Source organism: Streptomyces hygroscopicus subsp. hygroscopicus, from assembly GCF_030269125.1.
Lineage (GTDB): Bacteria > Actinomycetota > Actinomycetes > Streptomycetales > Streptomycetaceae > Streptomyces > Streptomyces hygroscopicus_C.
Map to the genome: position 1 here is coordinate 132,251 of NZ_BSSM01000011.1, position 13,364 is coordinate 145,614.

Annotated in this window: 17 protein-coding genes; 10 read left to right on the forward strand and 7 right to left on the reverse strand. The window is 71.5% G+C overall.

Features of this window, described 5'->3' with window-relative positions; all coding sequences use genetic code 11:
* Nucleotides 1-84 precede the first annotated feature (84 nt).
* Nucleotides 85-801, reverse strand: coding sequence for an IclR family transcriptional regulator NdgR (gene ndgR, locus QSK45_RS23955; RefSeq protein ID WP_046427375.1), 717 nt, complete (start codon nucleotides 799-801; stop codon nucleotides 85-87).
* A gap of 187 nt (nucleotides 802-988) precedes the next feature.
* On the opposite strand from ndgR, the gene leuC reads away from it, so the two are divergent.
* The 4 genes from leuC (at nucleotide 989) to QSK45_RS23975 (ending at nucleotide 4,292) form a co-directional block, all read left to right on the forward strand.
* Nucleotides 989-2,413: a 3-isopropylmalate dehydratase large subunit gene (gene leuC, locus QSK45_RS23960; protein WP_285560165.1), complete on the forward strand. Its 1,425-nt coding sequence runs from the start codon at nucleotides 989-991 to the stop codon at nucleotides 2,411-2,413.
* A 5-nt stretch (nucleotides 2,414-2,418) separates the two neighbouring features.
* Complete coding sequence (gene leuD, locus QSK45_RS23965; RefSeq protein ID WP_285560167.1) at nucleotides 2,419-3,012, forward strand: 3-isopropylmalate dehydratase small subunit; 594 nt, start codon at nucleotides 2,419-2,421, stop codon at nucleotides 3,010-3,012.
* Nucleotides 3,013-3,289: 277 nt separating this feature from the next.
* On the forward strand, nucleotides 3,290-3,520 hold the full coding sequence (locus QSK45_RS23970) for an SCO5555 family protein (protein ID WP_111585543.1): 231 nt from the start codon (nucleotides 3,290-3,292) through the stop codon (nucleotides 3,518-3,520).
* A gap of 136 nt (nucleotides 3,521-3,656) precedes the next feature.
* Complete coding sequence (locus QSK45_RS23975; protein WP_285560173.1) at nucleotides 3,657-4,292, forward strand: HU family DNA-binding protein; 636 nt, start codon at nucleotides 3,657-3,659, stop codon at nucleotides 4,290-4,292.
* Between the two features lie 73 nt (nucleotides 4,293-4,365).
* On the opposite strand, the gene QSK45_RS23980 is transcribed toward QSK45_RS23975, so the two are convergent.
* Together QSK45_RS23980 and cofC are read right to left on the reverse strand one after the other, a co-directional pair.
* On the reverse strand, nucleotides 4,366-4,569 hold the full coding sequence (locus QSK45_RS23980) for a hypothetical protein (RefSeq protein ID WP_285560175.1): 204 nt from the start codon (nucleotides 4,567-4,569) through the stop codon (nucleotides 4,366-4,368).
* A gap of 96 nt (nucleotides 4,570-4,665) precedes the next feature.
* Nucleotides 4,666-5,304: a 2-phospho-L-lactate guanylyltransferase gene (gene cofC / locus QSK45_RS23985; RefSeq protein WP_285560177.1), complete on the reverse strand. Its 639-nt coding sequence runs from the start codon at nucleotides 5,302-5,304 to the stop codon at nucleotides 4,666-4,668.
* 208 nt (nucleotides 5,305-5,512) lie between these two features.
* Between cofC and QSK45_RS23990 the strand changes: the two genes are divergently transcribed.
* From QSK45_RS23990 to QSK45_RS24000, 3 genes are all read left to right on the forward strand, one after another.
* Nucleotides 5,513-6,283 (forward strand): lysophospholipid acyltransferase family protein, encoded by a 771-nt coding sequence (locus QSK45_RS23990; protein WP_285560179.1) that lies wholly within the window; start codon nucleotides 5,513-5,515, stop codon nucleotides 6,281-6,283.
* Nucleotides 6,280-7,290, forward strand: a complete 1,011-nt coding sequence (locus tag QSK45_RS23995) for an NAD(P)H-dependent glycerol-3-phosphate dehydrogenase (RefSeq protein WP_285560181.1) — start codon at nucleotides 6,280-6,282, stop codon at nucleotides 7,288-7,290. The genes QSK45_RS23990 and QSK45_RS23995 overlap by 4 nt, the downstream gene beginning before the upstream one ends.
* Nucleotides 7,291-7,393: 103 nt before the next feature.
* On the forward strand, nucleotides 7,394-8,551 hold the full coding sequence (locus tag QSK45_RS24000) for a D-alanine--D-alanine ligase family protein (RefSeq protein ID WP_285560182.1): 1,158 nt from the start codon (nucleotides 7,394-7,396) through the stop codon (nucleotides 8,549-8,551).
* A 12-nt stretch (nucleotides 8,552-8,563) separates the two neighbouring features.
* On the opposite strand, the gene QSK45_RS24005 is transcribed toward QSK45_RS24000, so the two are convergent.
* Nucleotides 8,564-9,094 (reverse strand): DUF3515 domain-containing protein, encoded by a 531-nt coding sequence (locus QSK45_RS24005; protein WP_285560183.1) that lies wholly within the window; start codon nucleotides 9,092-9,094, stop codon nucleotides 8,564-8,566.
* Nucleotides 9,095-9,114: 20 nt separating this feature from the next.
* Nucleotides 9,115-9,348 carry an Lrp/AsnC family transcriptional regulator gene (locus tag QSK45_RS24010; RefSeq protein WP_037654619.1) on the reverse strand — a complete coding sequence of 78 codons (234 nt, stop codon included), beginning with the start codon at nucleotides 9,346-9,348 and terminating at the stop codon, nucleotides 9,115-9,117.
* Between the two features lie 254 nt (nucleotides 9,349-9,602).
* Here QSK45_RS24010 and QSK45_RS24015 point away from each other — a divergent pair, with 254 nt between their 5' ends.
* Nucleotides 9,603-10,568 carry a thiamine-phosphate kinase gene (locus QSK45_RS24015; RefSeq protein WP_285560188.1) on the forward strand — a complete coding sequence of 322 codons (966 nt, stop codon included), beginning with the start codon at nucleotides 9,603-9,605 and terminating at the stop codon, nucleotides 10,566-10,568.
* Nucleotides 10,565-11,362, forward strand: coding sequence for a bifunctional hydroxymethylpyrimidine kinase/phosphomethylpyrimidine kinase (gene thiD / locus QSK45_RS24020; protein ID WP_285560190.1), 798 nt, complete (start codon nucleotides 10,565-10,567; stop codon nucleotides 11,360-11,362). The genes QSK45_RS24015 and thiD overlap by 4 nt, the downstream gene beginning before the upstream one ends.
* A 213-nt stretch (nucleotides 11,363-11,575) precedes the next feature.
* Here the strand turns inward: thiD and QSK45_RS24025 are convergent, their stop codons facing one another.
* The gene (locus QSK45_RS24025; protein ID WP_285560192.1) at nucleotides 11,576-12,481 is read right to left on the reverse strand and encodes an alpha/beta hydrolase; all 906 of its coding nucleotides are present in this window, start codon (nucleotides 12,479-12,481) and stop codon (nucleotides 11,576-11,578) included.
* Nucleotides 12,482-12,521: 40 nt separating this feature from the next.
* On the opposite strand from QSK45_RS24025, the gene QSK45_RS24030 reads away from it, so the two are divergent.
* Complete coding sequence (locus QSK45_RS24030) at nucleotides 12,522-12,998, forward strand: MarR family winged helix-turn-helix transcriptional regulator (protein WP_285560194.1); 477 nt, start codon at nucleotides 12,522-12,524, stop codon at nucleotides 12,996-12,998.
* A 120-nt stretch (nucleotides 12,999-13,118) separates the two neighbouring features.
* Here QSK45_RS24030 and rpmB read toward each other — a convergent pair whose 3' ends face one another.
* The gene (rpmB, locus tag QSK45_RS24035; protein WP_003993230.1) at nucleotides 13,119-13,304 is read right to left on the reverse strand and encodes a 50S ribosomal protein L28; all 186 of its coding nucleotides are present in this window, start codon (nucleotides 13,302-13,304) and stop codon (nucleotides 13,119-13,121) included.
* Nucleotides 13,305-13,364: the final 60 nt, after the last annotated feature.

The following is a 13,364-nucleotide window of genomic DNA, read 5'->3' on the forward strand; positions in this document are numbered from 1 at the left end:
CCCCGGGTTTCCGCGGCTCCCGCCGGCGGAAGGTGCCGCGGCGTTGAGGCGACCTTCTGCCGGCGGGAGCCGTTGCCGTCGTCGTCAGCCGGTGCGGCGCAGGGCCTCCGAGAGGCGGGTCGCGGCGTCGATGACGGCCTGGGCGTGCATGCGGCCCGGGTGGCGGGTCAGGCGCTCGATGGGGCCCGAGACGGAGACGGCGGCGACGACGCGGTTGGAGGGGCCGCGCACGGGCGCGGAGACGGACGCGACGCCCGGCTCGCGCTCGCCGATGGACTGGGCCCAGCCGCGGCGCCGCACGCCCGACAGGGCCGTCGCCGTGAAGCGGGCGCCCTGGAGGCCGCGGTGCAGGCGCTCGGGCTCCTCCCAGGCGAGCAGGATCTGCGCCGAGGAGCCGGCCTTCATCGTGAGCGTGGAGCCGACCGGGACGGTGTCCCGCAGGCCGGACAGGCGTTCCGCCGCGGCCACGCAGATCCGCATGTCGCCCTGGCGCCGGTAGAGCTGCGCGCTCTCGCCGGTGACGTCGCGGAGGTGGGTGAGCACGGGGCCCGCCGTGGCGAGCAGGCGGTCCTCGCCCGCCGCCGCCGCGAGCTCCGCGAGGCGCGGGCCGAGGATGAACCGGCCCTGCATGTCGCGTGCCACCATGCGGTGGTGTTCCAGGGCCACGGCCAGGCGGTGGGCCGTGGGTCGTGCCAGTCCGGTGGCCCCGACCAGACCCGCGAGGGTGGCCGGACCGGACTCCAGAGCGCTCAGGACGAGGGCCGCCTTGTCCAGAACGCCGACGCCGCTACTGTTGTCCATGCAACGATACTCGCGTCTCACTCTGTGAAACGCAAGTTCAATTTTCTGCGGAACGCGCCACTCTGGATTCACACGGCGGCCCGTCCATCGATGGGCCCGACGGCGGACGCCCGGAATCAGGGGTGCGGGCGCCGTCCTCAAGATCTCTAGTTGGGCCGGCGCACGCATGCCGGCCGGAGGGAAAGCGATGGGTAGGACACTCGCGGAAAAGGTCTGGGACGACCACGTCGTCCGGCGCGCCGAGGGCGAGCCCGACCTCCTCTACATCGATCTGCACCTGCTGCACGAGGTGACCAGCCCGCAGGCCTTCGACGGGCTGCGCCAGAACGGCCGCCGGGTGCGCCGCCTCGACCTCACCATCGCCACCGAGGACCACAACACCCCGACCCTCGACATCGACAAGCCGATCGCCGACCCGGTCTCCCGCGCCCAGCTGGAGACGCTGCGCAAGAACTGCGCCGAGTTCGGGGTGCGGCTGCACCCGCTGGGCGACGTCGAGCAGGGCGTCGTGCACGTGGTCGGCCCGCAGCTGGGCCTGACCCAGCCCGGCACCACCGTGGTCTGCGGCGACTCGCACACCTCCACGCACGGCGCCTTCGGCGCGCTGGCGTTCGGCATCGGCACCTCCCAGGTGGAGCACGTGCTGGCCACCCAGACGCTGCCGATGGCCCGCCCGAAGACCATGGCGATCACCGTCGACGGCGAACTGCCCGAGGGCGTCACCGCCAAGGACCTGATCCTCGCGATCATCGCCAGGATCGGTACGGGCGGCGGCCAGGGCTACATCCTGGAGTACCGCGGCCCCGCCATCGAGAAGCTCTCGATGGAGGCCCGGATGACCATCTGCAACATGTCGATCGAGGCCGGTGCCCGCGCGGGCATGATCGCCCCCGACGAGACCACCTTCGAGTACCTCAAGGGCCGCCCGCACGCCCCCGAGGGCGCCGACTGGGACGCGGCCGTCGCGTACTGGAAGACGCTGCGCACGGACGACGACGCGGAATTCGACGCCGAGGTCGTCATCGACGCCACCGCGCTGTCCCCGTTCGTCACCTGGGGCACCAACCCCGGCCAGGGCGCGCCGCTTTCGGCATCCGTCCCCGACCCGGCTTCGTACGAAGACGCATCGGAGCGCCTGGCCGCCGAAAAGGCCCTGGAATACATGGGGTTGGAGGCTGGAGCGCCGCTGCGGTCCATCAAGGTGGACACCGTCTTCGTAGGCTCGTGCACCAACGGCCGGATCGAGGACCTGCGCGCCGCCGCCGCGATCCTGAAGGACCGCAAAGTCGCCGACGGCGTACGGATGCTGGTCGTGCCGGGCTCCGCGCGGGTCGGCCTCCAGGCCGCTTCCGAGGGCCTCGACGTGGTCTTCAAGGAGGCCGGCGCCGAGTGGCGGTACGCGGGCTGCTCGATGTGCCTGGGCATGAACCCGGACCAGCTGGCCCCGGGCGAGCGCTCCGCCTCCACCTCCAACCGGAACTTCGAGGGCCGGCAGGGCAAGGGCGGTCGTACCCACCTGGTGTCGCCGCAGGTCGCGGCGGCGACCGCCGTCCTGGGCCACCTGGCCTCCCCGGCCGACCTGACCGACGACCGTACGCCCGCTGGAGTCTGAGAACGATGGAAGCCTTCACCACCCACACCGGCCGGGCCGTCCCGCTGCGCCGCAGCAACGTCGACACCGACCAGATCATCCCCGCCCACTGGCTCAAGAAGGTGACCCGGGACGGGTTCGAGGACGGGCTCTTCGAGGCCTGGCGCAAGGACCCCGAGTTCGTCCTCAACCGCCCCGAGCGGCAGGGCGCCACCGTGCTGGTGGCCGGCCCCGACTTCGGCACCGGCTCCTCCCGTGAGCACGCGGTCTGGGCGCTGCAGAACTACGGCTTCAAGACCGTGATCTCCGCCCGCTTCGCGGACATCTTCCGGGGCAACTCGCTGAAGAACGGCCTGCTCACCGTCGTCCTGGAGCAGAAGATCGTGGACGAGCTGTGGAAGCTGACCGAGGCCGACCCGACCGCCGAGATCACGGTGGACCTCCAGGCCCGCGAGGTGCGCGCCGAGGGCGTGACCGCCTCCTTCGAGCTGGACGAGAACTCCCGCTGGCGGCTGCTGAACGGCCTGGACGACATCTCCCTCACCCTCCGGAACGAGGCCGACATCGCCGCCTACGAGGAGAAGCGGCCCGCCTACAAGCCGCAGACCCTCCGGGGCTGAGCAGGTAGCCTGTCCCGGACCCCCCTGAGGGTCGGGTTTCGGCCACCCAACAAACCCGCCTGTACCCCCGATCGCCCCGATCGGGGGTACAGGCATGTCGGGGCCCGGACGGACTCCCCGAGCGCTGGGGTTTCTCTCAACTTCCCGTGTTACGAAGGCCGTTGGCAGGGTAGATGAGGCAGAGGATCGCGCCTTCCGCAAGTGCCTGGAAGGCCATTTGTGGCGGGAGTTGCCCCCTGGGCAGGCGACAACTCGCCCCAGATGGCACAATCTGTGCATGGAACACGACGGCCAACTCCAGCTCTATACGGCGGTCGCGAACCAACTCAAGGAAGCGCACGCAAGAGTGCGCGCACTGCAAGTCCCGGAGGGCGTACGGATGGCGCTGACCCGGAAGCTGCTGGTCATTACGGCCGCGGCCAAGCACGATCTCGCCGGTGCGGCAAGGCGGCTTGAGCGGTTCACCGCGGACCTCGACGAGGGTCGGATCCCCGACGAGGACCGCTGAACAGCCCGAGAGCGCCGAGTGCGTTGCGGCACAAGGGTGATTAGCCCGTTTCGTGTTTGATTTGCGGTATATATCTGCCTAACGTGCGAAAAAGCTTGAACACATTCGTTCTGGCAATGTCTCCGAAGGGGAAGACGTGAACAAGGCGCAGCTCGTAGAAGCGATTGCCGACAAGGTTGGCGGCCGCCAGCAGGCCGCCGAAGCCGTCGATCATGTCCTGGACGCCATCGTCCGCGCGGTCGTCGCGGGCGAGCGGGTCTCGGTCACCGGCTTCGGGTCCTTCGAGAAGGTGGACCGCCCCGCCCGTTACGCCCGCAACCCCCAGACGGGCGAGCGGGTTCGGGTCAAGAAGACCTCCGTGCCGCGCTTCCGTGCCGGTCAGGGCTTCAAGGACCTGGTGAGCGGCTCGAAGAAGCTCCCGCGCGGCGGCGAGGTCTCGGTGAAGAAGGCGCCCAAGGGCAGCCTGACCGGGGGCGCCGCGGCGACGGTGAAGAAGGCCGCCGCGAAGAAGACCACGGCGAAGAAGGCCGCGGCCAAGAAGACGACGGCCAAGAAGACCACGGCCGCCGCCGCGAAGAAGACCACCGCGAAGAAGACGACCGCCAAGAAGACCACGGCGACCGCCAAGACCACGGCGGCGAAGAAGACCACCGCCAAGAAGGCCACCGCGAAGAAGGCCCCGGCGAAGAAGGTCACCGCGAAGAAGGCGCCGGCCAGGAAGTCGACGGCCCGCAAGACCACCGCGAAGAAGACCACCGCGCGCAAGGCGTAGGTCGTCGACCAGGGCACTCACGCGCCGGGCCGGACTCCCCTCGGAGTCCGGCCCGCGGCGTGTGCGAGGGGAGTTACAGCGTCTGCAGCGTGACGAGCGTGATCCGCAGGCCGTCCCCGTCCCGCTCCGTCTCGATCCGCACACGCTGCCCCGGCCGCAACAATCGCAGGCCGCCCCGGTCGAACGCCTCCGCATCGAAGGCCACGGGGGTGCCGTCGTCGAGCAGCACCTGCCCGCAACGGGTCTCGGTGTCGTAGGTGTACGCGGTCGCCTGCATGGGATTCAGGGTAATGCGTGCCCGTTCCCGTGCGGGCGCGTCGTGGCTGGTCCGGTCCGTGCCGGCGGACCCGCGCCTCGCCACGGTCCCGCGCCTTCACGGGGCGCACAGGCGCAGGTCCGCGCAGGCGGTCGCCGTATACGGTCCGACGCCCAGGGCCAGCGCCGCTCGCAGATCGTCCCCGGTGTCCACGTCCTGCCGTACCGAGTCCACGTCCTCCGGCAGGAGCTCCACCGCCCCCGACTCCCGGTGCCGCGCCCGCGAGTCGGGGCCGAAGACCGGGGCCAATTCCTGTTCCGCCCCCGCCGCCAGCAATGTCGTACCGATTCCCGCCGCGTCCGCGAGAAAAGCGCGGGGGAATTCCGCGGCGGCGGAAAGCACCCGCGACAGCTCGACCGCCCGCAGCGCCGGCAGATCGGCGTTCAGCGCGGCCACGGCGGCCCGCGGACGCGCCAGCCGCACCGCCGACGCCCCGTGCGCCAGCGCCGCGTTCAGGCCCCGCGCCGGCGCGTCCGGCACGATGCGCGCGCCCAGTGCGGACAGCTCACGCCCGGCCCGTTGATCGTCCGTGACGACCACCACATCCGAAACTCCAGGACACGCCAGCCCCGCGGCGACCGTGTCCTGGGCGAACGCGAGGACCAGCCCCGGGCGGACCCCGTCCGCCGCGGTGTCCGCGAGCCTGCTCTTGGCCCGCGACAAAGGCTTCAGGGGGATGACCAACGTCCACTGCACCGGCGTACCGTCCCTCTCTCGTCGCGATCATTGTCACCCGCGGCCGCTCGGCCACGGTGTATCAGGAGGCGCGCGGAGCTCCTCGCAAGGGCGGGGGCGGGCGACGGGCGGGCGTACGGTGTTCTCGACAGACCGGCGCTGCGGGGCGACACTTGTGCGGCCCCCGCCGGGGTCAGTTCCCCGTGGGTCCCTAGAGGAAGGTGTCCTTGTGCCCCGCCGCAGAATCGGCTTCTGGTACCGCTTCGCCGCGGTGATCTGCAAACCGCCGCTGGTGGTTCTGATCAAGCGGGACTGGCGTGGAATGGAGCACATTCCGGCCGAGGGCGGATTTATCACCGTGGTGAACCACAATTCCCACGTGGACCCCTTCGCATACGCGCACTATCAGTACAACACCGGACGGGTTCCGCGATTCCTGGCGAAGAGCGGCCTTTTCCGGAAGGGAATCGTGGGCGCCGCCATGCGCGGCACCGGACAGATTCCCGTCTACCGCGAGTCCACGGACGCCCTGAGCGCCTTCCGCGCCGCGATCGACGCCGTGGAGCGCGGTGAGTGCGTCGCCTTCTACCCCGAGGGCACCCTGACCCGCGACCCCGACGGCTGGCCCATGACCGGCAAGACCGGCGCCGCCCGGGTGGCCCTGCAGACCAGGTGCCCGGTGATCCCGGTCGCCCAGTGGGGCGCCAACGAACTGCTGCCGCCGTACGCGAAGAAGCCGAACCTCTTCCCGCGCAAGACCCACCACGTGCTGGCGGGCCCGCCCGTGGACCTCTCGCGCTTCTACGACAAGGAGATGACCCCGGAACTCCAGAAGGAGGCCACCGAGGTCATCATGGCGGCGATCACCCGCCTCCTGGAGGAGATCCGCGGCGAGAAGGCGCCCGAGACGCCGTACGACCCGCGCCGCGAGCGGATCGAGCAGCGCCGCCGCACGCGGGAGCAGAACAAGGGCAGGCAGGAAGAGGAGCAGAGCAAGTGAGCACGCCTGTGCGGGTGGCCGTCATGGGCACCGGCTCCTGGGGCACCGCCTTCGGCATGGTGCTCGCCGACGCCGGCTGCGACGTGACCCTGTGGGCCCGCCGGCCCGAGCTGGCCGAGACGGTCAACTCCACCCGGATCAATCCCGACTACCTGCCCGGCGTGGAACTCCCCGAGAACCTGCGCGCCACCGCGGACGCCGCCGAGGCGCTGCGCGACGCGGAGTTCACCGTCCTCGCCGTCCCCTCCCAGACCCTGCGCCACAACCTCGCCGAGTGGCTTCCGCTGCTCGCCCCGGACACCGTGCTCGTCTCCCTGATGAAGGGCGTGGAACTCGGCTCCGCCATGCGGATGAGCGAGGTCATCGAGGACGTCGCCAAGGTCGGACCGGAGCGCGTCGCCGTCGTCACCGGACCCAACCTGGCCCGCGAGGTCGCCGCCCGGATGCCCGCCGCCGCGGTCGTGGCCTGCGCCGACGAGGCGGTGGCCCGGCGGCTGCAGGCGGCCTGCCACACGCCGTACTTCCGGCCGTACACCGAGACCGACGTGGTCGGCTGCGAGCTGGGCGGCGCGGTGAAGAACGTCATCGGGCTCGCCGTCGGCATCGCGGACGGCATGGGGCTCGGCGACAACGCCAAGGGCTCGCTGATCACCCGGGGTCTCGCCGAGACCGCGCGGCTCGGCGTCGCGCTCGGCGCCGACCCGCTGACCTTCTCCGGACTGGCCGGTCTCGGCGACCTGGTGGCCACCTGCTCCTCGCCGCTGTCGCGCAACCACACCTTCGGCACCAACCTGGGCAAGGGCATGACCCTGGAGGAGACCATCGCGGTCACCAGGCAGACCGCCGAGGGCGTCAAGTCCTGTGAGTCCGTGCTGGATCTGGCCCGCAGGCACGGGGTCGACATGCCCATCGCGGAGACGGTCGTCGGCATCGTGCACGAGGGCAAGCCGCCGGTGGTCGCCCTCAAGGAGCTGATGTCGCGCAGCGCGAAGCCCGAACGACGCTGAGCGAAACCGCGGGGACCCTGCGCGCAATCCGCCCGTTTTTGTGCGTTCCGGGGCGGAGCCGACGCTGTATCCGGGCTCTACCAACGGGTACTCTCAACGCGATATGAGCACCGAGAACCTTCCCCAGAGCCCTGAGCAGCCGTCGCGCAAGCCCCGCGTGGCCGTCGTGTTCGGTGGCCGTAGCTCCGAACACGGGATCTCCGTGGTCACCGCGGGCGCCGTCCTCAAGGCCATCGACCGGACGAAGTACGACGTCCTGCCGATCGGCATCACCCGCGAGGGCCGCTGGGCGCTGACGGCCGACGAGCCGGAGCGGATGGCCATCACCGACCGCTCCCTGCCCGCCGTCGAGGAACTGGCGGAGTCGCACGAGGGCGACGTGGTGCTCCCCGTGGCCCCCGCCAACCGGGAGGTCGTCTACAGCGAGCCCGGCTCCGTGCCCAAGGCGCTCGGCGAGGTCGACGTCGTCTTCCCGGTGCTGCACGGCCCCTACGGCGAGGACGGCACCTTGCAGGGCCTCCTGGAGCTGTCCGGAGTGCCGTACGTGGGCGCGGGTGTGCTCGCCTCGGCCGTCGGCCAGGACAAGGAGTACATGAAGCGGGTCTTCACCTCCTTCGGGCTCAAGGTCGGCCCGTACGTGGTGATCCGGCCCCGCGAGTGGCAGCGGGACGAGGCCGCGGCGCGCAAGAAGATCGTGGACTTCGCCGGCGAGCACGGCTGGCCGCTGTTCGTGAAGCCGGCGCGGGCCGGCTCCTCCATCGGCATCACCAAGGTCGACGACCTGTCCGGCCTGGACGAGGCGATCGCCGAGGCGCAGTCGCACGACCCGAAGATCCTGGTCGAGGCCGCCGTCGTCGGCCGCGAGATCGAGTGCGGTGTCCTCGAGTTCGAGGACGGGCCGCGGGCCTCGGTCCCGGCGGAGATCCCGCCGCCGGACACGCACGCGTACTACGACTTCGAGGCCAAGTACATCGACTCCACGCCCGGACTGGTGCCGGCGCCGCTCACCGAGGAGGAGACCGCCGAGGTGCGGCGGCTCGCGGTGGAGGCGTTCGAGGCGGCGTCCTGCGAGGGGCTGGTGCGGGCGGACTTCTTCCTCACGCGGGACGGGGAGTTCGTCATCAACGAGATCAACACCCTGCCGGGCTTCACGCCGATCTCGATGTACCCGCAGATGTGGCAGGCGACCGGGGTCGGCTACTCCGAGCTGATCGACCTGCTGATCCAGGCCGCGCTGCGCCGCTCCACCGGGCTGCGCTGAGCAGGCGACCCGCTAGCCGCGCATGGAGGCCATCCCCGTGGGGATGGCCTTCTTCACGGCCGGGGCCAGGTCCTCCAGCACCTGTGTGCTGTCGTCCGGTCCCGACAGCTTCTTCGGCAGGGTCACCTGGACGTACGCCTTGCGGCCCGCTGTCGTGAAGTGCCAGGTGCCGTCGCCCTCCTTCTCCATCAGCCAGTCCACGCCGTTGACCCCGCCCGCGATCGCGTCGGGATCCTCGCCCTGGGCCACCTTGGGATCGATCATCTTCGGCGGCCGGACGATCCCGCAGCGCAGTATGATCGCCGGGTTTCCCCAGCCCGCCGTGTAGACGGACCGGGGTTCGGGATCGGCGCGACGCTGCCCGTCCACCTCGGTGGGCAGCACCTCGTGCAGACTCCGGCACAGCGGTGCGGTCTTCGCGTCGGGACGGGGAGCCGCGACCGTGGCGCTGTCGTCCGAGGAGCAGCCCGCGACCGCGAGCAGCAGGACCGGCGCGACCAGGGCGGCGAGCAGGGCGGGGGGCCGGTGACCGAAGGAGTTCACCGGCCAAGCGTAGACGGGGGCTACAGATGCACGACCGGACAGGTCAGGGTGCGGGTGATGCCGTCCACTTGCTGGACCTTGGCGACCACCATGCGTCCGAGTTCGTCGACGGTCTCGGACTGGGCGCGCACGATGACGTCGTACGGACCCGTGACGTCCTCGGCCTGGATCACTCCAGGGATCTTGCTGATGGTCTCGGCTACGGTCGACGCCTTGCCGACCTCCGTCTGGATCAGGATGTACGCCTGTACCACGGAACCTCCAGGGCGGCCACGAGGATCATGTGGGGAAAAGGAACGCCACGGTATCGCGTCGCCGCTCCCCGCGGGGAGACCTGCGGGAACCGGGCTTGCGCGCCAGGGTGCGGGCACGACGGAAGTTGACGGTCGTCCGGGACCGGACCGGCGGCCGTTCCCGACCGCGTCGGGGTCATCTCGACGGTATCGGGGACACTGATGAGGCGCGAGTCAGCACGGTCAGGCAGAGGCAGAGAAGGGGAGTCAGGGACATGAAGGGCACGGTTGGTGAGCTCGGGGAATTCGGGCTCATCAGGGAGCTCACCTCCCGTCTCACCACTACCCCGGCGGTCCGGATCGGCCCGGGGGACGACGCCGCCGTGGTGGCCGCGCCCGACCGGCGGGTGGTGGCCAGCACCGACGTCCTGCTGGAGGGGCGGCACTTCCGCCGCGACTGGTCCACGGCCTACGACGTGGGGCGCAAGGCGGCCGCGCAGAACCTCGCGGACATCGCCGCGATGGGCGCCGTGCCGACCGCCCTGCTGCTCGGCCTGGTCGTGCCGGCCGAACTCCCGGTCAGCTGGCCCACCGAGCTGATGGACGGGCTGCGCGACGAGTGCCAGGTCGCGGGCGCCGCCGTGGTCGGCGGGGACGTCGTACGCGGCGACACCATCACCGTGTCGATCACCGCGCTCGGCGATCTGCGCAACCAGGAACCGGTGACCCGGGCCGGCGCCCAGCCCGGCGACCTGGTGGCCGTCACGGGCTGGCTGGGCTGGTCCGCGGCCGGTTACGCGGTGCTGTCGCGCGGTTTCCGCTCGCCGCGCGCCTTCGTGGAGGCCCACCGGCGCCCCGAGCCGCCGTACCACGCGGGCCCGGCCGCCGCCTCGCTCGGCGCGACCGCGATGTGCGACGTGAGCGACGGACTGATCGCGGACCTCGGTCACATCGCCGAGGCCAGCAAGGTCCGCATCGACATCCGCTCCGGCGCGATCGACGTGCCCACGCAGATGAACGACATCGGGCAGGCCGTCGGGGTGGACCCGTTGCAGTGGGTGCTGACCGGGGGAGAGGACCACGCGATCGTGGCGACCTTCCCGCCGGACACCAAGCTCCCGGCCCGCTGGAAGGTCATCGGCGAGGTCCTGAACCCCTCCGCGCTGCCGCAGGTCACGGTCGACGGGGCGCCCTGGACCAACAGAGGCGGCTGGGACCACTTCGGGGACATAGAGTCGTGAGCGCCCCGCCCAGGGTGCTCACGGTGGCCGGCTCCGACTCCGGCGGCGGCGCCGGCATCCAGGCCGACCTCAAGACGATGCTCGCGCTCGGTGTGCACGGGATGAGCGTGCTCACCGCGGTGACCGCACAGAACTCCCTCGGCGTGCGGGGTGTCTGGGAACTCCCGGCCGAGGCGGTGCGGGCCCAGTACCGCGCCGTCGTGGACGACATCGGCGTACAGGCCGTGAAGACCGGCATGCTGGGCTCGGCCGAACTGGTCGGGACCGTCGCCGAGTTGATCTCCGGCACGGACGCGCCGGCGGTGGTCGACCCGGTGGGCGTCTCCAAGCACGGCGACGCGCTGCTCGCCGCCTCCGCCCTGGACGCCGTACGCACGCGGCTGCTCCCGGCCGCGACCGTGGCGACCCCGAACCTGGACGAGGTGCGCCAACTCACCGGGGTCCGGGTGGAGTCGGAGGACGATCTACGACGGGCCGCGGAGGCGGTGCTGGCGTACGGGCCCCGCTGGGTGCTGATCAAGGGCGGGCATCTGGCCGGTGACGCGGTGGATCTGCTCACCGACGGCTCGACCGGGCAGGAGCACTGGCTGCGCGCGCCCCGCCATGACAACCGGCACACCCACGGCACCGGCTGCACGCTGGCCTCGGCGATCGCCTCGGGGCTGGCGAGGGGCCTCGCGGTCCCGGCGGCGGTGGCGGCGGCCAAGGAGTACGTCACCGGGGCGATCGCGGCGGGCTTCCCGCTGGGCGCGGGCATCGGCCCGGTGGATCACGGGTGGCGCTCCAGGGCGTGACCCGGATCCGCCCGGCGGACGCGCTCGGCGCCCGCCGGTCTGTGCCGTTCGCGGGCGTGCGCTGAGCCGGGTCGCGCCGGCTGTGGGCGTGCGTGGGTACGAGGTGGGGCGCGCACACCCACGGGGGCGGGCCCGACTCCCCCCACACAGGCTCACGGGCTCGTGCCCGGAGCCGGGGCTGGGTCGTGGACGCGAGCGGGCCTCGGTCGGGGTCTACTCCGGGGACGCGCGCAGGTGCTGGTCCAGGAAGAGGGCCGCGCGGTCCAGCGCCTCGTCCGCCTCGTCCAGGGCGCCGGCGAACGACTGGAAGACATGCGGCACGTCGGCCGTGACGTCCAGGATCACATCCACCCCGGCCGCCCTCGCGCGCTCGGCGAGGCGCGTGGAGTCGTCCAGCAGGATCTCGTTCGTGCCCACCTGGAGCAGCATCGGCGGCAGGCCGGTCAGGTCGGCGCAGACGGCCGGGCTGAGCAGCGGAGCGCTGGGATCGGCGCCGGCGAGGTACATCCTCCCGGTGTGCTCGACGGCCGCGCGCGTGAAGATCGGGTCGATGCCCGCCTTGGTTTCCATGCTCGCGCCGGTCCGCGTCGCGTCGAGGCCCGGGGAGAACGCCAGGAGCGCGGCGGGCAGCGGCAGCCCCGCGTCCCGGGCGGCCAGGCAGGTGGTGACGGCGAGCCCGCCGCCCGCGGAGTCCCCGGCGAGGACGACGGCCGAGGGGGCCGTGCCCCCGTCGAGCAGGGCGCGGTACGCGGCGAGTGTGTCCTCGATCGCGGCCGGGAACGGGTGCTCGGGAGCCAGCCGGTAGTCCAGCGAGTACGCCGCGCGGCCGGTCCGGGTCACCAGGTGGCCCGTCAGCGACAGGGCCGTCTCGGGTGAGCCGCTCACCCAGCCGCCGCCGTGGAAGTACAGGATCGTCCCGGCGCGCGGGTCGCCCTCCGGGTCCACGCGCAGTGCGGGCCGGTCGCCGAGCGTGGTCAGGGTCGTGCGGAGGCCCTCGGGCACGGGCATCGTGCTCATCAGCGCCTCGAATCCGGCCCGGATCTCCTCGATCGTCCCAGGGCCCTGCGGACGCGGCCGGCGCAGCAGCGCGTCGATCCGGGCGCGCTGTTCCTCGCTCATGATGTTCCCCCTCCTGATAGCTGCCTCTACACTATATGCCGTGGAATATAAAACGACAGGCGACGCCTCCGTCCTCCCGGATCTCTTCTCCGACCTGGTGCGCTGCGAGACGCGGCTGTACAACGCCCTGAACGACCTGCTGCGCGCCCGGCACGGGATCGTGACCTCCCAGTTCGAGGTCCTGCGCTACCTGCGCGACCATCCGCGGGCGCGGGTGGCGGATCTCGCGGCCGAGTTCGCCATCGGCATCGGGGCGACGAGCAAGAGCGTCGACCGGCTGGAGAGGCTGGGCTGGGCGGTCCGGGCCCCGAATCCGGCCGACCGCCGTTCCTCGCTGCTGGCCCTGACCGATGAAGGCGTCCGGCTCGTCGAAGCGGCGGAGGAGACGTTCGGCGCGGGGCTGGCCGAGCTGGTGGGAGGGGCGCTCGACGCCTCGTCGGTGGCAGCGGCCGCGCACGCCCTCGCCGCGCTGCGTTCCGCCCTTGAGGGCAGGGGGATCGGCATGCCGACGGGCTGAGGGCGGGGAGTGTCACCGGGAGGGGCGCCCGTTTCCGGGTACGGCAAAAAGCCGGTCCACCCTGAGGTGGACCGGCTCAGTGCAGCGAACCAGGCAGTGGCCGCGCGCTCAGCTGTAGCGTCAGCGCGAGACCTTGCCGGCCTTGATGCACGAGGTGCAAGCGTTCACGCGCTTCGGCGTCCCGCCCACCACGGTACGCACACGCTGGATGTTCGGGTTCCAGCGGCGGGACGTACGGCGGTGCGAGTGCGAGATGTTGTTGCCGAAGCCCGGCCCCTTGCCGCAGACGTCGCAGTTGGCAGCCACGGGTCACTCCAAAGACTTCAGATGCACTTACGGATAATCCCGGCTTGCCGGGATCGAGAT

What these genes read in the sequence shown, in the direction of transcription:
- ndgR (WP_046427375.1), bottom strand. Translation starts at nt 801, where the DNA reads ATGGACAACAGTAGCGGCGTCGGCGTTCTGGACAAGGCGGCCCTCGTC.
- leuC (WP_285560165.1), top strand. Translation starts at nt 989, where the DNA reads ATGGGTAGGACACTCGCGGAAAAGGTCTGGGACGACCACGTCGTCCGG.
- leuD (WP_285560167.1), top strand. Translation starts at nt 2,419, where the DNA reads ATGGAAGCCTTCACCACCCACACCGGCCGGGCCGTCCCGCTGCGCCGC.
- QSK45_RS23970 (WP_111585543.1), top strand. Translation starts at nt 3,290, where the DNA reads ATGGAACACGACGGCCAACTCCAGCTCTATACGGCGGTCGCGAACCAA.
- QSK45_RS23980 (WP_285560175.1), bottom strand. Translation starts at nt 4,569, where the DNA reads ATGCAGGCGACCGCGTACACCTACGACACCGAGACCCGTTGCGGGCAG.
- QSK45_RS24000 (WP_285560182.1), top strand. Translation starts at nt 7,394, where the DNA reads ATGAGCACCGAGAACCTTCCCCAGAGCCCTGAGCAGCCGTCGCGCAAG.
- QSK45_RS24015 (WP_285560188.1), top strand. Translation starts at nt 9,603, where the DNA reads ATGAAGGGCACGGTTGGTGAGCTCGGGGAATTCGGGCTCATCAGGGAG.
- QSK45_RS24025 (WP_285560192.1), bottom strand. Translation starts at nt 12,481, where the DNA reads ATGAGCGAGGAACAGCGCGCCCGGATCGACGCGCTGCTGCGCCGGCCG.